Annotated in this window: 18 protein-coding genes and 2 pseudogenes; 10 read left to right on the top strand and 10 right to left on the bottom strand. The window is 58.4% G+C overall.

The genetic code is table 11. The annotated features are described in order from the left end of the window. Nucleotides 1-122: 122 nt before the first annotated feature. Nucleotides 123-2303 (bottom strand): malate synthase G, encoded by a 2181-nt coding sequence (locus R1T44_RS02000; protein WP_279836991.1) that lies wholly within the window; start codon nucleotides 2301-2303, stop codon nucleotides 123-125. Nucleotides 2304-2711: 408 nt separating this feature from the next. On the opposite strand from R1T44_RS02000, the gene R1T44_RS01995 reads away from it, so the two are divergent. From R1T44_RS01995 to R1T44_RS01980, 4 genes are all read left to right on the top strand, one after another. Continuing rightward, nucleotides 2712-3704, top strand: coding sequence for an alpha/beta hydrolase (locus R1T44_RS01995; protein ID WP_043336976.1), 993 nt, complete (start codon nucleotides 2712-2714; stop codon nucleotides 3702-3704). Next, nucleotides 3701-4228 carry a hypothetical protein gene (locus R1T44_RS01990; protein WP_052384899.1) on the top strand — a complete coding sequence of 176 codons (528 nt, stop codon included), beginning with the start codon at nucleotides 3701-3703 and terminating at the stop codon, nucleotides 4226-4228. The genes R1T44_RS01995 and R1T44_RS01990 overlap by 4 nt, the downstream gene beginning before the upstream one ends. A 98-nt stretch (nucleotides 4229-4326) precedes the next feature. Continuing rightward, nucleotides 4327-5478, top strand: a complete 1152-nt coding sequence (locus tag R1T44_RS01985) for a pyridoxal phosphate-dependent aminotransferase (protein WP_317292474.1) — start codon at nucleotides 4327-4329, stop codon at nucleotides 5476-5478. A gap of 24 nt (nucleotides 5479-5502) precedes the next feature. Then, entirely contained in the window at nucleotides 5503-6588 is a 1086-nt protein-coding gene (locus R1T44_RS01980; RefSeq protein WP_317292473.1) for an Lnb N-terminal periplasmic domain-containing protein, read from the top strand. Between the two features lie 34 nt (nucleotides 6589-6622). On the opposite strand, the pseudogene R1T44_RS01975 reads toward R1T44_RS01980, so the two are convergent. After that, nucleotides 6623-7324, bottom strand: a pseudogene (locus R1T44_RS01975) (ATP-binding protein); the annotation flags it as partial. 189 nt (nucleotides 7325-7513) lie between these two features. Between R1T44_RS01975 and R1T44_RS01970 the strand changes: the two are divergent. From R1T44_RS01970 to R1T44_RS01955, 5 genes are all read left to right on the top strand, one after another. After that, the gene (locus R1T44_RS01970; protein ID WP_225347472.1) at nucleotides 7514-8146 is read left to right on the top strand and encodes a TnsA endonuclease N-terminal domain-containing protein; all 633 of its coding nucleotides are present in this window, start codon (nucleotides 7514-7516) and stop codon (nucleotides 8144-8146) included. Then, nucleotides 8139-10067, top strand: a complete 1929-nt coding sequence (locus R1T44_RS01965) for a Mu transposase C-terminal domain-containing protein (protein ID WP_175088988.1) — start codon at nucleotides 8139-8141, stop codon at nucleotides 10065-10067. Before R1T44_RS01970 ends, R1T44_RS01965 begins: the two co-directional genes overlap by 8 nt. After that, nucleotides 10064-10948, top strand: coding sequence for a TniB family NTP-binding protein (locus tag R1T44_RS01960; RefSeq protein WP_175088987.1), 885 nt, complete (start codon nucleotides 10064-10066; stop codon nucleotides 10946-10948). The genes R1T44_RS01965 and R1T44_RS01960 overlap by 4 nt, the downstream gene beginning before the upstream one ends. Then, a complete protein-coding gene (locus R1T44_RS17480; RefSeq protein ID WP_175088986.1) occupies nucleotides 10948-12036 on the top strand; it encodes a TniQ family protein in 1089 nt (362 codons plus the stop codon). Before R1T44_RS01960 ends, R1T44_RS17480 begins: the two co-directional genes overlap by 1 nt. A gap of 518 nt (nucleotides 12037-12554) precedes the next feature. Further along, nucleotides 12555-13460, top strand: a complete 906-nt coding sequence (locus R1T44_RS01955) for a hypothetical protein (protein ID WP_175089071.1) — start codon at nucleotides 12555-12557, stop codon at nucleotides 13458-13460. A gap of 136 nt (nucleotides 13461-13596) precedes the next feature. Here the strand turns inward: R1T44_RS01955 and R1T44_RS01950 are convergent, their stop codons facing one another. The 4 genes from R1T44_RS01950 to R1T44_RS01935 all read right to left on the bottom strand — a co-directional run bounded on the left by R1T44_RS01950 (nucleotide 13597) and on the right by R1T44_RS01935 (nucleotide 18918). After that, nucleotides 13597-14448, bottom strand: a complete 852-nt coding sequence (locus tag R1T44_RS01950; RefSeq protein WP_317292472.1) for a L,D-transpeptidase family protein — start codon at nucleotides 14446-14448, stop codon at nucleotides 13597-13599. A 252-nt stretch (nucleotides 14449-14700) separates the two neighbouring features. Next, nucleotides 14701-16227, bottom strand: coding sequence for an apolipoprotein N-acyltransferase (lnt, locus tag R1T44_RS01945; protein WP_175088984.1), 1527 nt, complete (start codon nucleotides 16225-16227; stop codon nucleotides 14701-14703). 4 nt (nucleotides 16228-16231) lie between these two features. After that, complete coding sequence (gene lspA / locus R1T44_RS01940; RefSeq protein WP_175088983.1) at nucleotides 16232-16735, bottom strand: signal peptidase II; 504 nt, start codon at nucleotides 16733-16735, stop codon at nucleotides 16232-16234. Then, entirely contained in the window at nucleotides 16732-18918 is a 2187-nt protein-coding gene (locus R1T44_RS01935; protein WP_225347469.1) for a heavy metal translocating P-type ATPase, read from the bottom strand. Before R1T44_RS01935 ends, lspA begins: the two co-directional genes overlap by 4 nt. 86 nt (nucleotides 18919-19004) lie before the next feature. Here R1T44_RS01935 and R1T44_RS01930 point away from each other — a divergent pair, with 86 nt between their 5' ends. Next, complete coding sequence (locus R1T44_RS01930) at nucleotides 19005-19463, top strand: MerR family transcriptional regulator (protein WP_175088981.1); 459 nt, start codon at nucleotides 19005-19007, stop codon at nucleotides 19461-19463. 28 nt (nucleotides 19464-19491) lie between these two features. Here the strand turns inward: R1T44_RS01930 and R1T44_RS17525 are convergent. From R1T44_RS17525 to R1T44_RS01915, 4 genes and pseudogenes are all read right to left on the bottom strand, one after another. After that, nucleotides 19492-19926: pseudogene (locus R1T44_RS17525) on the bottom strand (ZIP family metal transporter); the annotation flags it as partial. A 33-nt stretch (nucleotides 19927-19959) separates the two neighbouring features. After that, on the bottom strand, nucleotides 19960-20274 hold the full coding sequence (locus tag R1T44_RS17520) for a ZIP family metal transporter (RefSeq protein WP_254627027.1): 315 nt from the start codon (nucleotides 20272-20274) through the stop codon (nucleotides 19960-19962). A 111-nt stretch (nucleotides 20275-20385) separates the two neighbouring features. Next, nucleotides 20386-21375, bottom strand: a complete 990-nt coding sequence (locus R1T44_RS01920) for a M23 family metallopeptidase (RefSeq protein ID WP_175088980.1) — start codon at nucleotides 21373-21375, stop codon at nucleotides 20386-20388. After that, nucleotides 21375-22052 (bottom strand): DsbA family protein, encoded by a 678-nt coding sequence (locus tag R1T44_RS01915; protein ID WP_175088979.1) that lies wholly within the window; start codon nucleotides 22050-22052, stop codon nucleotides 21375-21377. Before R1T44_RS01915 ends, R1T44_RS01920 begins: the two co-directional genes overlap by 1 nt. Nucleotides 22053-22070 lie beyond the last annotated feature (18 nt).

Below are 22070 nucleotides of genomic sequence, written 5' to 3'. Positions count from 1 at the left end.
CTCGGGAAACATGCGCCTGGCAAAATAGTGGCCGGGCAATTCCTGCTCGGCGACAGACGACAACGGCGACCCAGGGTCGCCGTTGTCGTGCTCAGTGTTTCCTCAAGCCAGCCGCCCTGCGATCAGCGCGCCTGCTGCTTTTTCTCGAGACGACGGCGATGCAGGACCGGCTCGGTGTAGCCGCTCGGCTGCACACGCCCCTGGAAGACCAGCTCGCAGGCGGCCTGGAAGGCGATGGAGCCCTCGAGGTCATCCGTCATCGCCTGATAGCTGGGGTCCGCGGCATTCTGACGGTCCACCACGCCGGCCATGCGCTCCAGCGTGTCCTGCACCTGGGCGCTGTCGACGATGCCGTGATGCAGCCAGTTGGCGATGTGCTGGCTGGAGATTCGCAGCGTGGCGCGGTCTTCCATCAGGCCGACATCATGGATGTCCGGCACCTTGGAGCAGCCGGTGCCGTGATCGATCCAGCGCACCACATAGCCGAGAATCCCCTGGGCATTGTTGTCCAGCTCGGCCTGGATCTCCTCGGCACTCCACTGGGGATCGAGCTCCAGCGGGATGGTCAGCAGGTCATCGAGGCTGGCACGCGGACGGCTGAGCAGATCATGCTGCACGTCCTTCACCGAGACCTGGTGATAGTGCAGCGCATGCAGCACGGCGGCGGTCGGTGACGGCACCCAGGCGGTGTTGGCACCAGCGCGCGGGTGGCCGATCTTCTGCTCGAGCATCGCGGCCATCAGGTCGGGCATGGCCCACATGCCCTTGCCGATCTGGGCGCGGCCCCGCAGGCCACATTCCAGGCCGACATCCACGTTCCATTTCTCGTAGGCCTGAATCCAGGCGGCGCCCTTCATGTCGCCCTTGCGCAGCATCGGGCCGGCTTCCATCGAGGTGTGCATCTCGTCACCGGTGCGGTCCAGGAAGCCGGTGTTGATGAAGGCCACGCGGGAACTGGCGGCCGCGATGCAGGCCTTGAGGTTGACGGTGGTGCGGCGCTCCTCATCCATGATGCCCATCTTGAGCGTGGAGTCCGGCAGCCCCAGCAGCTGCTCGACCCGCGCGAACAGCTCATCGGCGAAGGCGACTTCCTCGGGACCATGCATCTTGGGCTTGACGATGTAGACGGAGCCGGTGCGCGAGTTGCAGATGCCGCCGCGGTCCTGCTTGTCGCCCTTGAGGTCGTGCAGCGCGATCAGGCTGGTGAAGATGGCATCCATGATGCCTTCCGGCGCTTCGCTGCCGTCCTCGAGCAGGATCGCCGGATTGGTCATCAGATGGCCGACGTTGCGAATCAGCATCAGCGAGCGACCATGCAGCACACGCGTGGTGCCATCGGCGCCGGTGTATTCGCGGTCCGCATTCAGCTTGCGCGTCATGCTGCGGCCATTCTTCTCCAGCGTCTCGGTCAGGTCGCCCTTCATCAGGCCCAGCCAGTTGCGATAGACCGTCACCTTGTCTTCGGCATCGACGGCGGCCACCGAGTCCTCGCAGTCCATGATGGTGGAGAGCGCGGCCTCCATGATCAGGTCACTGACATTGGCGGGATCGGTCTTGCCGATGGGGTGCTCGGCATCGATCACGAGCTCGGCATGCAGGCCGTTGTGGGCGAAGATGATCGCGCTCGGCGCGCTTTCATCGCCGCGATAACCGAGGAAGCGTTCCGGCGACTTGAGGCTGAGGTCACGTCCTCCGGCACGCACCAGCAGATGACCATCACGAATCGTGTAGCCTTCGCTGTCGTGGTGACTGCCGCCGGCCAGCGGCGCGATGGTATCCAGCACCTGGCGCGCATAGGCGACGACCTTGGCCCCGCGTGCCGGGTTGTAGTCCTTGCCACGCTCGGCGCCATCTTCCTCGCTGATCGCATCGGTACCGTAGAGCGCGTCGTAAAGTGAGCCCCAGCGCGCGTTGGCGGCGTTCAGCGCGTAGCGGGCATTCATCACCGGCACCACCAGCTGCGGGCCGGCCTGCTGGCAGATCTCACTATCCACGAAGGCGGTGCTGGCTTCGACCGTATTCGGCTCCGGCAGCAGATAGCCGATCCTGTGCAGAAACGCCTTGTAGGCCTCGAGATCTACCTTGCCCGGATGCTCGCGGTGCCAGGCGTCGATCTCGCCCTGCAGCTGCTCGCGGGTCGCCAGCAGTTCGCGGTTGCGCGGTGCCAGTTCGTGCAGCAGTGAATCGACACCCGCCCAGAAGGTCTCCGGCGCGATCCCTGTGCCCGGCAGCGCTTCCTGCTCGATGAAGCGGTGCAGGCTGGCGTCGATGGCCAGGCGCTGAAGTTGAATACGGTCGGTCATGCGTTTGCTCTCCCTGAAAACGAATCGCTGGAAACCCTCAACGGCTGACAACACTGCAAGCAGTGGTGTTCAAAAGGATTTTCGCCAGACGGCACTCACTGGCGCGGCGTTTGGCGCGACTGCTGACGCGCGACTGCCCGACCAGCGTGAGCCATCGAGGCGCCGGGCAGGAAGACGCTGTCACCTGCCGGGCGGGGACGAATCCCATCACCATACCCGATGGCGAGGCCGGCGAAAGGACTGCTATGACCAATGAACAAGCTCATGGAGCCCGATTACCCGCCCAGCGTTGATTCCGCGTCGCTGTTGTTGCTCGGCGACAGGCGGGGAAAACAGTGAAGAAACACTGTTCTTTGTGTAGCTCGCAGCCGCGCCAGCCGCTAGCATGGCAGCATTATGGAGATGACCATGCCCGATTTCAGTGAACTGCTCGACCACGGCCCCTTTATCCGCCTGCCTGACATGCTGCCGGGCCAGACGTCCAGTCCACTGGAGCGTTACCTGGGCCATTATGGTCTTGATGCGTTGCGCAGCGAGGACATCGCCGTGCATGCCGGCCATCTGGAGGCCGGGGGCTTTCGCCTGTGGGCCCAGCTGTGGACACCGCGCAAGCCGCGCGGCACCGTCTTCGTGGTCCACGGCTACTTCGATCACCTCGCCCTCTATCGTCATCTGCTGGCGCACCTGCTGCGCAACGGCTGGCAGGTCGCCTTGTGGGACCTGCCGGGCCATGGCCTGTCATCCGGCGAGCCCGCCTCCATCGATGACTTCGGCGACTATGTCGGCTGCCTGCAGGCCTTCCAGGATTACCTGGAAGACCACAGCCTGGCGCCGCACCCGTGGTTCGGCATCGGCCAGAGCACCGGCGGCTCGGTGCTGGCCACCGATGCCCTGATGCGCGGCGATGAATCGCGCTGGCAGGGAATCGCCCTGCTCGCACCGCTGGTACGGCCGTGGGGCTGGTCGCAGTCACGCTGGCTGCACAGCATGGCGCGCCCCTTCATCGATTCCATTCCGCGCAAGTACCGCGCGAATACCAATGATGTGGCCTTCTACGAGTTTCTCAGCACCAATGATCCGCTGCAGGCCGATCGCCTTGCGGTGAAGTGGGTGACGGCGATGCGGGAGTGGATTCCCCGTCTGCGCGCCCTGCCTCCTTGCTCACTGCCGACCCTGATCCTGCAGGGCGAGCAGGACACCACCGTCGATTGGCAATGGAATCTCGGCGTGTTGGCCAGCAAGTTCCCCAATGCGCGCATCTACCGCCATCCCGAGGCCCAGCACCATCTGGTCAATGAAGCCGAGCCGATTCGCAAGGAACTGTTTGCCGAGCTGGACGCCTTCCTCGATGCCCTGTCGCAGCGCCCGTCAGACCTGCCGCAGCAGGGGCGCACGGCATGATGGCCATGCATCGCCTGCGCATGCTGGCCGCGACCCTGCTACTCTCCACGCTGGCGGGCTGCATGAGCCTGGACCAGGTGCCGCGTGCCGAACGCGACCCCATCTATGGTCTCGGCCAGAGCGCGGCGCGCCTGATCGCCGAGCAGCCCTGGACACCCCCGCTCGAACAACAGGTATTGCTGCTCGCGCCGCCCGAGGTGGATGCCACGCTGCAGGCCAACCCGGGCGCGCTGAACGAGGCGCTGACCCGCGCACTGCTGGCGCTCAAGAACGGGCCTCAGGTGCTCAACTGGAGCACTGACCGCCCTGCCGTCGATAGCCGCCAGTGGCGTCTCGAGACCACTCTCGAGGCCAGTGGCGTCGCACTGACCCTGTCAGACCGCACGCTGCAGCCGTATCAGCTGCAGCTGACACTGGTCCGCAGCGCCAGTGCCGAGCGCAATGAGACGCGCACCTTCACCCTGAGCGGTGCCTTCGACCAGGCGGCCCTCGAGTCGCTGGCGCGCAATCACCCCGCGCCCTGAGCTCCAGGTCTTGAGTCCTGAGTCTTGCGCCCAGCTGCGCCGTGGCCCCCGCCACCTCTGATACACCCTTTATCGTTTTCTGCTTTTCCGGAGCCAACATGACCACCGCCAGTCCCCGTCGCTTTCTTGCCCACCTCTATCAGGATGGGCCGCATAACCCGTTCCCCGGCATCAAGGCGCTGGAACGCAGACTGGGACACGCGCTGCCGTATCAGTATGGCTCCAACGAAGGGCTCGACATGCCCCACCACACTCTGGGCGGCGCGCTGGGCTCCGCCCTGGCCGACCTGAGCCGCAGCTATGCCGACGCCGATGCCTGGCAACTGCGCCAGCAACTGGCTGAGCGCTTGGGAGTCGCCTACGAGAACCTGCTGGTCGACGCCGGTGCCGACAGCCTGCTGGCACTGGTGATGCGCGCCACCGTCTGTGCGGGCGAGCGCGTGATCACCAGCGCCGGCACCTATCCGACCCTGGCGTACTTCGCCCGCGGGCTGGGTGCCGAGGTCATCGAGGTGCCCTACAGCGAGAGCTTCGCCACGGCCGATGACGCCTCATCGTCGCGACTGGCCCCGGACCTCGCGGCACTGCTCGCCGCGGCCAGGCAGCATGATGCCCGCGTCGTCTATCTCGCCAACCCCGATAACCCCAGCGGCCACCTGCATTCTGACGCCGATGTGCGCGCTCTGCGCGACGCCCTGCCGGAGAACTGCAGCCTGCTGCTGGACGAGGCCTATCACGACTTCCGTCCGGACGCCGCCCACGCTGACCATGCGCCGATGGCACGCACCTTCCGCCTGCGTACCTTCTCCAAGGCCTATGGGCTGGCGGGCCTGCGTCTCGGCTTCATGATCGCCGAGCCTGACGATGTCGCCATGCTGACCAAGGTGCGGATTCACTTCGCGGTCAGCGCCCCGGCGATGGCGGCAGGTGAGCTGCTGCTGGCGCACCCTGAAGAGGCGGCAGCGCATGTCGCCGGCGTGATCGACTGTCGCGATCGTCTTGCCGAGCATCTGCGCTCGCTGGGCGCGGAAGTGCTGCCCAGCGCGACCAACTTCCTCTGCGTGCGCCTCAAGAGCGCCGAGCTGGCAGCGCAGGTGCAGCAGCAACTGATGGCTCAGGGCGTGCTGATCACTCGCTCCCCGCATCCTTCGCTTGGCCACATCCTGCGCATCTCGACACTCGAGGACAGCCTGGTGCCGGGCCGTCTCGCGCGTCTCGAGCAGGCCATCGCCGAAGAGCGCCGTTCATGAACGATTTATCGTGAGGGCCTCGCGATGACCCTGGTCAGCCTCGCGGCTCGCGCCTTGAGCAGCCTCGCCGTGGTGGGCGCGAGCCTCTGGCTGGTGCCCGCACTGTGGTTCCGCCTGCCGGGACCGGAAGGGCTGCGCACCACCGTGGCTGCTCTCGCAGCGGTGCTGGGGCTCGTGTGCGTGATTGCCCTGTGGTGGCCACAGGCCAGCGCGATTCGCTGGCGGCTGATGGGCAGCTACCTGATGCTGCTGGTCGCAAGCCTTGCCTGGTGGGCCAGCATCACGCCACGGGCGGACCGCGACTGGGCGCCGGAGGTGGCACACCTGGTCGAGGGGCAGGTGGTCACGCCAGCACGGGCCGAGGCATCGCCGGCAAGCGCCAGGACCGAGGCTGCCACGCAGGGTGAAGTGCTGCATCTCGAGCAGGTACGCAACTTCGTGTGGCACAGCGCCGAGGATTACACGCCGCGCTGGGAAAGCCGCGACTATCCGCTGGAGGAGCTGACCTCGGTGGACCTGCTGACCAGTCACTGGATGGGGCCGCAGATCGCCCATACGCTGGTCAGCTTCGGCTTTGCCGATGGTCGCTATCTGACCTTCTCGGTGGAGATCCGCAAGGAGCGCACCGAGCAGTTCTCGACCCTCGGCGGCATGTTCAAGCAGTACGAACTGGCAGTGATCGCCGCCGACGAACGCGACATCATCCGCGTGCGCAGCAACGTGCGCGGCGAGCAGGTACACCTCTATCGGGTGCAGATGCCGCGCGAGATGATCCGCGAGCTGTTGCTGGCCTACGTCGACGAAGCCGAGACATTGCGCACTCAGCCACGCTTCTACAACACCGCCACCAGCAACTGCACCACCCTCGTCTACGCGATGATGACGCGCCTGACCGACGGCCTGCCGCTGGACTACCGTCTGCTGCTCTCCGGCTATCTGCCGGAATATGTCGCGGACCAGGACGCCCTGAGTGACGCTGCGCCCTTCGCGGAACTCAAGGCCAGCAGCCTGATCAATCCCGCCGCCATCGCCGCCGACGAGCATCCGGGCGGCGACTTCTCACGCCTGATTCGTGCAGGCATTCCCGGCGCGGACAGACCCTCCTACTGAGCCCGAGCAGGGCAGACGTCCTGACCCGCCGGCATCAGGCGCTGCGCTGCTGGGCGCCGGCACCCGGGCGAGCCGGCGCCCAGCCCATCATGCGGTCCAGCTGGCGATAGCCGATGGCCTCCATCAGCTGCGGCCGCTGCACACCGTCCTGGTCGATCAGATCACTCAGTGTCAGCGCGACACGCAGCACCCGGTGATAGGCGCGCGCCGAGAGATTGAGGCGTGACAGCACACCGGCCAGCCACTGGCGCTCGCCGTCTTCCAGCTGACAGGCGGCTTCCAGCGCGTGGGTATCCAGATGGGCATTCAGGCCGCCGCGTGCCAATTGGCGCGCGCGAGCGGCCAGCACTCGTTCGCGCACGCCGGCCGAGGCCTCGCCGGGGGTGGCGGATGTCAGCTCCTCGGCGGGCAGGCCCGGCACCTCGACCTGCAGGTCGATGCGGTCCAGCAACGGGCCGGACAGACGTGCCTGATAGCGCTGGATCTGCGCCGGGGTACAGCTGCAATTGCGGCGACTGTCACCGAGGTAGCCGCAGGGGCAGGGGTTCATCGCCGCGACCAGCTGGAAGCGCGCCGGGAAACGGCGTTGATGGCTGGCGCGCGAGATCAGGATACGACCACTCTCCAGCGGCTCGCGCATCACTTCCAGCACGCCACGGTCGAACTCCGCCAGCTCATCCAGAAACAGCACCCCATGATGCGCCAGCGACACCTCGCCCGGGCGCGGCTTGGAGCCACTGTCATTTTCAGCAATTGATGCGACCCTCAGCGCGTAATATCGGGCTATTATGGTAGTCTGTACAGGATTGAGTGCGACAGAATTAATAGCAATTGATGCGACAGGCCTTGTTTTATTCAACATTTGGTGCGACTGCCCATGCCACTGCCTACATCCGTTCGTAAAATCGGCCCTACGCGACGAAGTGTGTCTGGCTACTATGCCTTTCGCGGGGAGGAGTCTATTGCGTTCGAGTCGACGCTCGAACGTGATTTCCTCATCAAGGCTGACTTTGATGTGAGCGTCCTTGGTGTGATTTCCCAGCCGTGCGAGATCCCGTTTCATCATCCCGTGACCGGTAGGCGCTACACCTACACACCTGACTATTTGGTGTATTACCGTCTCGGTAACCGTCATTACAGGGATTACCCAAAACCTCTCCTGGTGGAGGTCAAACCACGGGAAAAGTGGCAAGCACATTGGCGTGAATGGTCGCCTAAATGGAAGGCGGCGATACGGCATGCCAACAACGAGGGCTGGGCGTTTCGCATTCATGATGAAAGCCGCATTCGTGATAAGACCTTGGACAACATTACCTTCCTAGCGCGCTATAAGCGGATGGTGTTTCCTTCTGTCGAAAGCCAGGCAGTCCTCAACACCGTGAGGGAGATGGGGGTGGCGACTTTGGATTACCTGCTGTCTCGGCACTTCATGGGCGATATTTATCGGGCAGAGGGGATTGCGCATTTATGGCATCTGCTGGCGACCCGACAGCTAGATTGCGATATGGCTCAATCTTTCAGTCCTCTATCAGAGGTGTGGGTACCCGATTATGAATAATCATCGTGGCAACACAACTGAGCCCAATAGCGGCGTCGCTCAAACACGCCAACACTTGCAGATCATGGTGGGTGAGCAGGTTCAGAAAGATGGCACCGTTTACCGAATTTCCCAGGTGCTTGATTTTGAGACAGTCATTGGCATTGCCGTTGAGTCCGGGCGTAGTTGCCCGCTTCGCATCAAAGAACTAGCGCCTCTCAATAGCGGGTCTGTGCTCCCTGATCAGGATATATCCGAGATTGGGGATGCCGATTGGCAAGAGGCCGAGCATCGCTTTTCGATCATTAAGCCCTTGGTGGATCGCCGTACGGTGGGGCGGGATGCAGCGGAGGAGCGTGCGAAACAAACGGGGGTTGATACGGCTACGATTTACCGTTGGTTAAAGCGGTATAAAGCGACGGGCTCGGTGCTCGCATTGATTCCTCAAAAGCCAGGGTGGAAGAAGGGAAAGTCGCGTATTCCCGCGCATGCCGAGGCAGTGATTCAGGAAGTCATCAAAGAGGTGTATTTGACGCTGCAGCGTCCGTCCGCACAAAAGGCGGTACAGGAAGTGATGCGGCGTTGCCATGAACGGCGCATCGACCCGCCGAGCCCTGGTACCGTTCGTGCTCGTCTGCGTGATATCCCAGAGCGTGACCGGTTGCGTGGCCATGGTTTTAGAGACAAAGCCATTAACAAGTTCCAGCCAGCAGCCGGGAAGTTTCCCAATGCTGACTATCCGCTAGCGGTCATGCAGATTGACCACACGCCTGCCGATATTATTTTGGTCGATGACGTGTATCGCAAGCCGATTGGTCGCCCATGGATTACGTTGGCCATGGACGTGTTTACCCGTGTGGTCACGGGGTATTACTTGTCGTTTGACCCGCCCTCTGAAACATCTGTCGGCATGTGTGTGGCGCACTCCATGCTTCCTAAAGATGAGTGGTTGCTACTGCATAATGTGGAGGCTGAGTGGCCGGTATGGGGCACACCCGCCACGATTCATGTCGATAACGGCCCAGATTTTCGCTCAGAGACGTTTCGGCGCTCATGCCTAGCCTATGGGATCAACCTTGAGTTTCGGCCTGTTAAGCAGCCTCGTTATGGTGGCCATATTGAGCGGGTGCTGGGCTCTATTCTCAAAGAAATCCATAACCTGCCTGGGACGACCTTCTCCTCCATTAAAGAGAAAGAGGGGTACGATCCAGAGAAGCACGCGGCCATGACGAAAAGCGAGTTTGAAGAGTGGCTGGTGACGTTGATTTGTAAGGTTTACCACCAGCGTCTTCATTCTGGAATTGGTATGTCACCGGTGCGGAAATGGGAAATCGGTGTGTTTGGCAATGCTGACGTGCAGGGAGTTGGCTTAGCGCCACGGCCTGCTGATAGACTTTCTGTATTGCTCGATTTTTTGCCCAGCTTTCAGCGCACGATCCAGACCTTTGGTGTGACCATCGATGGCATGAACTATTACGATGAGGCGCTAAGGCCATGGATCAATGCCAAAGATCCAGATACGCCAAGCAAGAAACGCACCTTTGTGTTTCGGCGTGACCCTCGTGACATTAGCGTCGTTTGGTTCAAAGACCCGGAGCTCGGGCACTATTTTCGCGTGCCCTTTGCAAATCTCGCCCTCCCCTCGATGAGTGTTTGGGAGCATGCCCAGGCCAAAGCGCGCCTTCGCCAGGAAGGCAGGAGTTCGGTCAATGAGTCTGAAATCCTACGCGCTATTAGTGAACTGCGAACTCATGTGGAGGAGTCGCAAGCACGTACCAAGCGAAGTCGCCGTCAGGCACAACGACGTAAAGAGCATGAGAAGAAGGTGACGCCTGCAGATCCCCTTTTACATGCGCCCTCAACCGCGGCCCCCCAAGAGTCACCCACTCAGGAAGATGGTCTCTTATCGGGTGATATCGATGTGAACTGGGACATATCATGAGCACACACCTTCATCCTGATCTTCGTCATGTCTTGGGGCTGTCCGCTAGAGAGCGAATGGAGTTTATGGATCAACCGCGATGGTTGGGGTATCCATTGGCCAATCGTGTCATTGAGGTCATGCGTGGGCTGATGGAGAAGCCTAGTCGTCCTCGTATGCCTAACCTCTTGCTCGTGGGTGACTCCAACAACGGAAAGACAACCATCGTTCAACGGTTTCGTAAACAGTACGGTGAGGGCTACGTGAATGAAGACGTAGAACCGGTGAAACCAGTGATCGTCACTCAAGCCCCACCGAGTGCCGATGAGAAAAGTCTGTATATCGCAGTGTTAGAGAGCTTTTGGGCTCCCTATCGGCCTTCAGACCCGGTACCTAAGCTGCGCTACCAAGTGATTCATCAACTGCGGGCTTGCCATACCCGCTTGTTGATCATTGATGAGTTCCACTCACTGTTAACCGGTGGTGCCGTCAAGCAGCGCGAAACGATGAATGCCATTAAGCTCCTATGCAATGAGTTAATGATTCCCATCGTTGGTGTGGGTACGCAGGATGCTGTGCGTGTACTGCATTCAGATCCGCAGCATGCGAGTCGCTTTGATGTGGTTGCATTACCGAAGTGGGAGCTCAATCAGGAGTTTCAGAAGCTGCTCGCTGGCTTTGAGAAGATATTACCGCTCAAACATCCTTCCCAACTGCATGAGCCACAATTGGCGACCCAGCTTCACGCGATCTCTGGCGGCAATTTTGGCGACCTGCACCGGCTGCTGATTGAGTGTGCCAATGCCGCTATTTTGTCCGGGGCTGAACGTATCGATGAGAAAATTATTCAGAGTAAATCATGGGTGCGACCTACCCGTGGCATTAGGGAGGTGATGCTGTAATGCCTTGGGCGCTGAGTGTGCCTCTGTTGCCTGAAGAGTCGCTTTCTTCATGGCTGGTACGGGCGGCGTTGAGACAGGGGTGTGATCCTTTGTCGCTCACCGGGGCTATCTGGCCAACATGGCGTATATGGACAAGGGATATTGATAGGGAAATTCCCCTCGTAAGAATGCGCCCATTAGTCAATGCATCGGGGATATCGTCCGCTGAGTTTCAGAAAGCTGGGATGCGGGACGATTGTGAGAAAGTGGCCGGTTACTCATTACCGGAAACGCGGACTTGGCCCTGGTTGTTAGCCCTTGGTAGCCGAAATCGAACTCGCCATGGAGGACAACAGATTTGTGCATTGTGTTTGGCAGAGGACTCAGCCCCCTACTTGCGCCGACACTGGCGATTCGCTTGGCACACTGGGTGCCGCTTTCATGGGGTGCAACTGATAGATGAGTGCCCGGTATGCAAGGCCCCTATAGAGCCTCATCGCCTGTCAGCAGAAGATCAACATTTAGCTCAGTGCAGCCGGTGTTATAACGATTTTAGAAAGGCGGTATGCACGTCGCCTTTACCAGAAGCGTTCAGTTTCCAAGTGATGGCTGATCGTGCTTTAACAAGAAGCAACGTGACGTTTAGGGAGGCCCCTATCGCACCCGCCGATTGGTTTTCTATGGTGACTTTCTTTGTTGGCGTTGTTCGGCGTGCAAGTCGGCGGCCTGCGTCACCCCTCGCAGATGCGCTTCTAACATTGGGCATTTCGATTACGGATAGCCGAATGCCTGTGTCTGGGTTGGCGTTTGAGCTTCTGCCTGTCAACGAGCGTTGTGCTTTATTAGCGGCGGTGGAGCGTTTGCTAAGTATAGGCCTTGAAGAAACGTTTAGCGCTCTGGTCGCTTGTAATGTCAAAACGAGTGCGCTTCATGATTCCCGAAAGTCACCCCCTGTTATATTGTTGCCGTTGTTATCACGGTTATCTCATCACCCTCATGGGCCGCATCGCCGCCGTGCTCTACCGGCTCATCGCCCCATGTCGGAACGCGCAGTGAGAGCCTCATGGGCGCGTTTAAAACGGAGAATGAAAGCGGAGCCAACCTCTTGAAGCAACACAAAACGGTAGACTGCGATGAGTGTGGTCGAGAAGTCTCCAAATTGTGGCGACGCCATAAGGGGCATGGTTACTGCTCAACTTGCTATGCTCGTGAGTTTAAGCAGCGGATGTGCCCACGATGTGGTGAGTTAGCTCGTTTGCCTAAGAATGACCCAGACGCCGTCTGTCGTCAGTGCGAAGTCGACAAACCGTGTGCACGATGTGGAAAAGCCAGTTCAGACTACAACATCGGCAAGGTCACTCCCTACGGCCCTGTCTGTATCGCCTGCGCTCCCTATTTCAGAGAGTCAGAGGCCTGCGAGGAGTGTGGGGAACCCTCTCAACGTCTTACCCGAGTGACGCGTATGGGGCATGATCATCGCTTATGTCCACGCTGTGCGACGGCAGATCACGGTACCTGTTCCGCGTGTCGTCGACATCGCTTATTGGTCATGACATCCAGCGGTGACGCATTGTGCAACGTCTGTTATGAGCAAGGGAAAATTGCCTGTCCATTGTGTGGCAATCCCATGCCAGCGGGTCGAGGCGATGCCTGTGAGCCCTGCTATTGGACGCGAACATGCCGTAAACGCATCACCATTGGCCAAGCCGGTATCACTACCCAAGCGTTAAGTGAGGCCTTTGGGGAATTTGGTGAATGGCTGATTCGTACCACAGGGCCGCATAAGGCTGCCCTCAAGATCAATCATTTCTTCTCGTTCTTCCTTGAGATCGACCAGGCATGGTCACGGATACCGAGCTATTCGGAGCTGCTTCATCACTTCGGGGCGGAGGGGTTGCGGCGTGTAAGACTTCTTATGCGATGGCTGCATGAAGAGCAAGGGGTAGAGCCGGATCACCAAGCAAAGAAGATCGACTCAGAGAAACGACGTATCAAAGCGTGTCTCAGGTCTATGCCGTCCGCTTCTTTATCAGAAAAAGCGCTGCATGCTTATTGGCAGCAATTAGAAACCCGTATAGAGGCGGGCAAAACGTCCCACACCTCCGCACGACTTGCACTAAGAGCGGCAGCCGCATTGCTACTCGCTACTGACCGGGAGGGGCAGCGACTGCCTCAACAGGGCGATGTGGACAACTATTTGCAGGCGGTGCCTGGACAAGCAGCCTCGGTGACGGGGTTTACTAATTTCTTGAATCGCCAACATGCCACCACGTTGGCTCCTCGGGTGGATGTAAAACGGGCAAGAAAGCGGCGAAAAGAAACACTAGCCCGCACCCTGATGACGATGGCCCGGTGTGCTGATCAAGGAGAGGCCTGGAGGGAGGCATGGATCGTTGCTGCCATGGAGTATTTCCATGACACAAAAGTAACGCAGAAAATGCTTCGACAACAGACCGTAGAGCGGACGACAGACGGGATACAGGTGGTAATGAGTGACGTTACCTACTGGCTGCCTCTGGATATTGAGTGCTAAGACACTGATAGCGCGCAGTCACTTGGAGGGCTCCGCGCGAATGTCGCCCCGCCGTTTGGACGGGGCTATGGCTCTCTACCTATATGCCAGGGCTCAACGGTGTGCCAGAAGGCGTGTCATGACCGTTGAGATGACATCAGATCCAGGTCTTCATAAATGCCTTGATAGACTTCTCTTCTGGGCTGTGGCGCTGTGGTTCCTGTTCCTGTTCCTGTTCCTGATTTGGATGTAGGGGGGTTATAAGCCCGTTAGAGAGTGACAGGACATCGCTGAGCTGCTCGTAATCGAGGTTTACGTTATCGACATTGTATTGGTTTAGGCGTGTCATGGTCTCTGTGAGTGCGGTCATACTGTGCTCTTCTTCTCCAAGCGGCGGAAAGGCTTGAATCAGCGGCTGACCGCCTTCCCAACCTATCTTGATCGACTGATTGATGATGTTGACTTGGGTGCCGGGTGGAATGCGGTCAAATATAGATTCGATGTCTTTGGGTAACATGCGGATACAGCCTCGGCTTGCGCGCATGCCAATGCCATCGGGCTGGTTGGTGCCGTGAATCAAATAGCCATCGAAGCCTAGGATGATGGCATGGTCTCCTAGCGGGTTATCGGGGCCGGGTGGCACAACGCTGGGCGCGGTTTCACCGCGTGCTTCCGCTTCGCGTTTTACCGACTCAGGCGGGTACCACGCGGGGTTTTTAATGTTCATGGTGGTCTCGGTCACGCCTAGAGGAGTATCAAACCCTTCGCGACCAATGCCAATAGGATAGGTCTCAACACGCGGTGTCTCACCGTTTTTGACATCTGGGTAGTAGTAAAGCCGCAGCTCGGCGATATTGATAACGATCCCAGTACGCTCCACATTCGGCAGAATAAAACGTCCCGGAATAGTCACTTCCGTGCCCACCCCTGGAACCCAGATGCTAACCTCTGGGTTTGCACGGATCATCTCCAAATAGCCAAGGTTGTGACGCCTGGCAATATCTATCAAGGTATCGTCGTAATCCTTTACGATAAAGGTGTCAGCCTCTCCGATAATATTACCTTCCTCTGGTAGCGGGTAATGCCCTTTGGGCCATTCCGTCTCCTGGGTCGTGTCGGGTTGTGTCGGGTTGTGTCTCCATGGCGACAGTGGGCCATGCCAGAAACGAAACCACCACACTCACGATGAAGCCGATCTGCATTGGCCATGGGAGGAATCTCTTAAGTATTACTGCGTTCTTTGCCAGGAGTATCGCTAGGTTCATTTTTCATCTAATGCGTCGTTTTTTGATCGAGATAAGTTCAGTTGTAACCCGAGCAGTGTCAGCAAGGCAGCGAGTATCCAAGCGGGGCCACTACCGGTGCGTGTGAAAGGAGTTAGGCCCTGCATCGGGGTCACCTCGCCAGTTAAACTGGCCTGTTCAAACTGTGGGGCACGGGCTGTGACGTGACCTTGTGAATCGATGATGGCCGTCACGCCATTACTGGTAGCTCGAAGTAGGTGACGACCATTTTCTAAGGCACGTAAACGCGCCATTTGAAGATGTTGGTGTGGGCCAATGGAACGCCCAAACCACGTATCGTTGGAAACCGTTAATAGCAGCTCGGCATTACGCGCCTGTTGGGCGACATGATCGGCGAAAATGATCTCGTAACAGATGGCAGTGCCAATGGTAGTGCCAGCCACGTGTAACGGAGCCTGTACGTCTGAACCAGGGGTCAGCCGGGGTGTTGGCAAGTCGAAAAAAGCAAGGGTGTCAGCGAGGAGGCTTTGGAATGGCAAATACTCGCCAAAGGGTACTAAATGCGCTTTTTGGTATTCGCCTTGCACATCATTTAGCCCTATGACGCTGTTATAAGAGCGCCCTTCACTGTCGCGTTGCAAAATGCCGGTCAACAAGGCGGTGTTAGGCCCCAGGTCGGACGCTACTTGCTCCAGTATTCGCTGTGCTTCCTGCTCAAGCATGGGAAGGGCTGCCTCGGGCCAAACGATGAGATCGATGTCCCTTGCTTGCTCTTGTGTCATTGTTGTGTAGATATTGACCGCCTCGCGCTGCCCTTGGGCAGTCCACTTAATGCGTTGGTCAAGATTCCCTTGCAGCAATGCCACCCGGATGGGCTTGCCAGCCGGGGTTGTCCATTGGGCGGGCAATAAGAATGGAACGACCCACAAGGCGGCCATTGGGACAAGGCAACTCCAGCGGCGACGCAGTACCTCTACCCCTAACGTACCTGTCAGCGCGGTCATAAGTGACAGCAAGTACACACCACCAACGGGTGCCCATGGGGCTAGTGGAGAATCTATCTGAGAGGTGCCTAACAATAACCAGGGGAAGCCGGTGAGCAACCAGGTGCGTAGCCATTCGCTCACCACCCACATACCGGCAAAGCTAAGAAAGGCGAACCGTGGCCCCGTGATGCGTCGATAGAGCCCAAAGGGGACTGCAAAGAAGAGCGCCAGGACGCTGACAAAAAGAGTGGTGAGGAACATCGCCACCAAGGCCCCGGTGCCACTGAAATCGTGAATAGCAACGAAGACCCACGACGTGCCTGAACCGAACAGGCCTACCCCATAGCACCACCCACGCAGGGTGGCCATGACGGGCGTTAGCGACTGTATCTTCCAATAGACCAGTGCCACGGCCACTGGGCCAAGCCACCATAGGGAAAAGGGGGCGGCACTCAAGGTGGTCAGTACCCCAGCGGCGAGCGCTACAACGCAATCGATTATTGGTGAGAGTCGCCCAGCAAAAAGCGTATATTCTTTATCTTGATCGACCACATCCATAGCGTTACTCAGAGCGCTTAAAAACAGGACTTTCACGCCATAACGCCACCGCGAACATCAATACACCGGCAAATAGCGCGATATCGGCCATGTTAAAGGCGGGCCAATGCCATTCGCCCCAGTAAATGTCCAGATAGTCGACGACGTACCCTCGCGCTAAGCGATCAACGGTATTACCGAGCGCGCCGCCAAGAATCAGACTGTACGCACAGGCTTCCAAACGCGGCAGGGGTTTGCATAGCTGCACCATCAATACAATGGCGACCACCAACGCTAAACCTAGAAAGAGGTAGCGCTGCCACCCCCCTGCTTCTGCGAGAAAGCTGAAAGCGGCTCCTGTATTCCCGGTATAAACCCAGTTAAAAAACGGCGTTAGCGGAATGACTTGGCCAAACGACATCTGGGCATGCACAATTTCCTTGACCAGTTGATCGGCTAGAGCCATCACGCAAGCTAATATGAACCATGGCCAGCGACGTGAAGGGCTATCGTGTTGCACTGTTCTCATGAGGTTACTTTTCCTTGTGACAGGCCTGTCATTGCGGTACTGGGCGAAAAGCGGTAACCCAGCAGTCGCATGGCGTTCAACGTCACCAGGACGGTAGCACCGGTATCGGCCATCACCGCAATCCACATGCCGGTAATACCCAGAGCTGTGGTGACCAGGAAAATGGCTTTTAAGCCGAGCGCGAGAACAACGTTGGTTTTCACATTGCGCAGCGTGGCACGAGAGAGGTCTATCAGCTCAGCGATGCCGGTAACGCGGTTCTTGAGCAAGGCTGCATCGGCGGTTTCCAACGCCACATCCGTGCCGCCTCCCATCGCGATACCGACATCGGCTGCCGCGAGTGCCGGTGCATCGTTGATGCCATCGCCTACTTTACCGACGGGGCCACGGCCTGCCGCTTGCCAGTCTCGAACATACGCTGCCTTGTCTTCAGGCATTAGTTCGCCGTACGCTTCAATGCCTAAGCGCCCCCCCGTGGCAGCGACGGTGCGGGCATTATCACCGCTGAGCATGACCGCCTGTACGCCTAAACGGGATAGCGCCGCTAGGCCTTCAATGGCATCTTCGCGTGGCTCATCGCGAACCGCGATCAAGCCCAACAAATGCTCGCCTTCGACGAGGAGAGCGAGGCTCTTACCGGCTTCTTCTAACGCGACAATCCGAGCACTGAGACTTTCCTCAAGGATGACCTGCTCGTGAAGGTGGCGAGGCGTCATTAAGCTCAGCTCGCGACCCTCCACCTGGCCGGAAACACCGCGCCCCGCCAGAGCGCGGCTGCCGGTGACGGTGGGGAGGTTGATGCCCGACTGTCGAGCATGCTCAACGATAGCCGTGGCGATAGGGTGACTGGAATCCCGCTCTATTGCGGCGGCGAGCCGCAATACGCTGTTATCGTCTTCCTCAGCAATCCAAGACTCCACATCTGTGACTCTTGGGGTACCCGCAGTGAGGGTGCCCGTTTTGTCTAATGCCACCAAGCGAAGCTTACCTAACTGTTCAAGAACGGCTCCCCCTTTGATCAGTAGGCCGCGCCGAGCGCCCGCCGAGAGACCGGCGGCGATGGCGGCTGGGGTGGAAATGACCAACGCGCAGGGGCATGCGATTAACAGCAATGCTAACGCACGGTAAATCGACTCCGACCATGCCATGGTCGATACCAGCGGTGGCACTATCGCCATCAGTAGGGCGAGTAAGACGACGGCGGGCATATAGTAATACGCAAAACGATCAATAAAGCGTGCTATGGGTGCCTTGGCGGCTTGTGCTTCTTCAACCAGGCGAATAACGCGTGCGATTGTATTGTCATCAGCGCCTCGTGTTACCTCCACCTCCAGGGCGGCATCAAGATTCACTGTGCCAGCAAAAATGTCATCACCAGGCGAGCGCGAACGGGGGATGGACTCGCCGTTTACCGGCGACTCATCAAGGTCGGACGTGCCCACCAGGATACGTCCATCGCAAGGAACGCGATCACCGGGCCGCACCAGCACACGCTGACCGAGTTTAAGTGACTCCGCCGAGACGTCACGCAGATGGCCATTGTCCATCAGCCTTGCCGTTGAGGGTGTTAAATTTGCCAAGGCTGAGATACTGCGGCGCGCCCGTGACGCAGCTACCCCTTCGAGTAGCTCACCTACGGCGAACAAGAATACGACCATCGCGGCTTCAGCAGCAGCATCGATAGCCAATGCACCAAGCGCAGCGATGCACATCAGCATTTCGATAGTAAAGGGGTTGCGCATTTTGAGGGCGCCCCAGGCACTCTGCGCAATGGGCATTAAGCCGACCAGCGTGGCCAGAATGAACGGCACATTACCCAGCGCAGGCCATGCTAAACGAAGCGCGAAGGCTACGATCAGCAGATTGCCTGTGATAATGACCAAGCGCCCTTTAGCGGTTTGCCACCAAGGGGATGAAGCATCAGATGCGCGTGTTTGGCCTGCAGGGGAAGTCACTTGATAGCCTAGTTCGTTCAGGATGCCCTCAATGGTCTGTTGAGAGGGGCCACCCTGATCGCGGTGGTGAATCTTCACCGATCCCGTGACCGAGCTTGCTGTGACTTCCTCAATGCCGTCCAGCCGCTCTAGCGCCGACACAACCTTGCGCTCACAACCGCCGCAGTCCATGCCTTCAACACGCAGCGTCAAGACGGTAGGCGCTGTTGTCGGCGTCGATGTTTTCATGGTGCCTCTCCTGCCAATGGGCTATGGTTTTGAAGTGTAAACCTTGTAGCAACTACAGCTTCAAGCCCTGCCTAAGGAGTTTTACCATGTCGATGATCGGCCAAAGTATCAGCATTGGTGAGTTAGCACGACGAGCTGATTGCAAACCTGAAACAGTTCGTTATTACGAGCGTATTGGGTTGCTGCGCGATGCGACCCGAACCGGCGGAGGACAGCGCCGCTATGGAGACGACGCTGTGCGGCGTTTGACCTTTATTCGTCATGCCCGAGACTTTGGCTTTTCGGTGGAGTCAGTGCGAGAGCTTTTGGCCATGTCAGATCAACCTGATATGCCTTGCCAAGAAGTCGATGCCATCGCCACGCATCACCTAAAGCAAGTGGAGTCTCGCCTTCAACGACTCTCCGCACTGCGTGAGGAGCTTCAACGGATGGTCACGCAGTGTGCCGGTGGCAAAGTGGAAAGCTGTCGAATCATTGAGGTCATTAGTGATCATCAGCTCTGTATCACTGAAAACTCGCATGGAGGGGCTCACGACTTGGGTTAGCACTAACGCTACGCCCCACGCCCCATGGTTAGCCCAGCGAGACATCCAAAAACAGCATGAGCACCAATCCGATGGAGAGGCCCAGCGTGGCCTTTTTTTGGTGCCCGCTACGATGAGTTTCGGGAATAATCTCATGACTGATCACATACAACATCGCCCCCACTGCAAAGGCCAACCCCCAGGGCAGTAGCGCTTGTGACATGCTGATGACTCCAGCGCCTAATAAGCCACCCAACGGCTCAACAAGCCCCGTAAGGGCGGCAATCGTCCATGACCGCCAACGTGAATAGCCCACGCTTAGCAGTGATACTGCTACGGCCAGTCCTTCTGGGGCATTCTGAAGTCCAATGCCAATCGCTAGCGGCATGCCTCCTTCGCTTCCCCCTGCGCCAAAGGCCACGCCAACGGCCAGCCCTTCTGGCAGGTTGTGTATCGTAATGGCAATAATAAACAACCAGATACGGCGTAGTGAGGCAGCCTCTGGCCCTTCTCGCCCCTATTCGAAGTGCTCATGAGGTAAGAGCTCGTTCAGTAGTGCGACCATTCCAATCCCTAGCAAAATGGCCGCACAAGCAATGGCAGCCGGCACAACGCTACCGCCATAACGCAGCTCCGAGGCTTCTAAGGAGGGTATGATCAGTGAGAAGAAAGAGGCCGCTAGCATGACACCAGCGGCGAACCCCAACGCTAAATCGCGAACACCACGATTCGGTGTTTTGGTAAACAAGACAGGAAGCGCCCCTACAGCCGTCATCAAGCCCGCCGCAAGGCTTGCCAATACCCCCATGGTGACGGGAGAAACCTCTTCCATACCGATTACCTGTGTTGTGATAGATGAGTGATTACACGGCTTGGGTTCCATAACGAGACAAGCGCACTTTCACGTTACTAACCCCCATGCAACGTTGTTAAGCACGAGTGGTTACGGCTCGTTAAACGAGATCAAGTCATAAAGTGACGCCGTACCGATAGCTTGTTCTAAGCGATCTCTTGCCTCGTAAAGTGACGCTTGATATTCACTTTGAGTCGGCTGTTCGCCTAGCATGATGCGTTGACCTTGACCAAGGGGGTCAACAGGCTGGTTATTGACTCTCACTTCGTAATGCAGGTTGGGCCCCGTGGCGACCCCAGAGGCACCTACCTCTCCGAGCGACTCTCCCGCATTGACTAAATTCCCAACCACTAACTGTGGGGAAAATCGGCTAAGGTGTGTGTAGCGACTGATTGCCCCTGTGTCGTGCTCCACCTCGATCACCTGCCCATATCCCCCTTGGCGACCCATAAAGGATACGCGCCCAGGTGCGGTGGCAATGACCGGCGTTCCTGTCGGCGCAGCCAAGTCAATTCCATTATGAGGACGCATCCCTCCATACACAGGATGTCGCCGATTCCCAAAGCGAGACGTTAAGCGGGCACTAAGCACGGGCAACCGCAACGTGCCTAGCAGGGTGTCGCTTTTGAAAAGAGCTACGTCCCCCTTTTGGGTGACCGGCCAAATGACCTCCAAGGGCTCTGCCTGATCAGGCAGAGCGGCATAACTGAGGCGTGGTGGCCCAACACGGGTGCCGTCCTGGCGTCGATCTTCCTCCCACACTAATTGAATACGTTCACTGCCAGAAAACTCCAACGGCGCTTCGATAAACTCGCTGAGCAGTGTTTCCAGTTTAGTGGCGAAACGCGTTGGGACACCTTCTGCAGCCAAGGCCTCGTAGAGGGTGGTATCAATGACGACATCACGCCCAAAGGTTAGGGTATCAACGCTATCGAGCGGTAATGTGCCTTCTTGCTCGCTAGCCGCCTGTAACTTGACAGGGCTAAGTTCAGACGGCGGCAATGGCAGATGCGTTTGCCAATTGGCTTCGGCTAGCAAGGGGTAAAAGCCCACCAAGCCTAATAACCACCAGCGCTGCATCACTGGCCATCCCCTTCCCCAGAGATCTCCGCTACTTCACTCTCGACGGCATCAATCAGCTCTTGCATACCAAAGGGGTCTAAAGGCTCGCCATTGACAAAAAAGGTGGGTGTTTGGCGAATCTGATTGGCTCTGACATCCGCCATGTCTTGGTCAATCACCGCCTGCACCTCAGCAGAAGTCAGTTGCTCTTCGGCAGCCGCTAAATCAAGGCCTCCTTGGCTCGCGATATCGAGGATGGCGGATTCATCAAAACTGCCATGTGAAGCCCATTGATCCTGGCGAGCCAGCAGCCTCTCCAGTACCGGTTCAAAGACGCCCTGACGACGAGCAACTTCTAATACCCGAATGGCCTTGTCCGATACGTCGCCGTGGAAAGGAGTGTAGCGCACGATGAGCCGCACTTTTTCTGGGTAGGTTTCCAGAATACTTTTTGTCAGTGGGTAGAAGGCACGGCAGGCTTCGCAAGCCGGATCGAAGAATTCCACAATCGTCACCGGCGCGTCTTCTCGTCCCAAGATGGGGGAGTGTGGACGCACCAAGGAGTCCTCGGCCTGGACACCGCTCTCTTTTGCTGCCTGAGCTTGCATGTCTAAGAGGGCAGGCTTCGATACGGCGACGATTGCAGCGGTCAGCATTAACGTACCAGCTAATATAAAAGACGCTTTTTTGAACATGTTTCTCTCTCTGTCTCA

The sequence above is a fragment of the Cobetia amphilecti genome, assembly GCF_032923285.1.
Classification (GTDB): Bacteria; Pseudomonadota; Gammaproteobacteria; order Pseudomonadales; family Halomonadaceae; genus Cobetia; species Cobetia amphilecti.
Note: the sequence above shows the minus strand (reverse complement) of the source record. Positions and strands in the feature narration are given on the sequence as shown.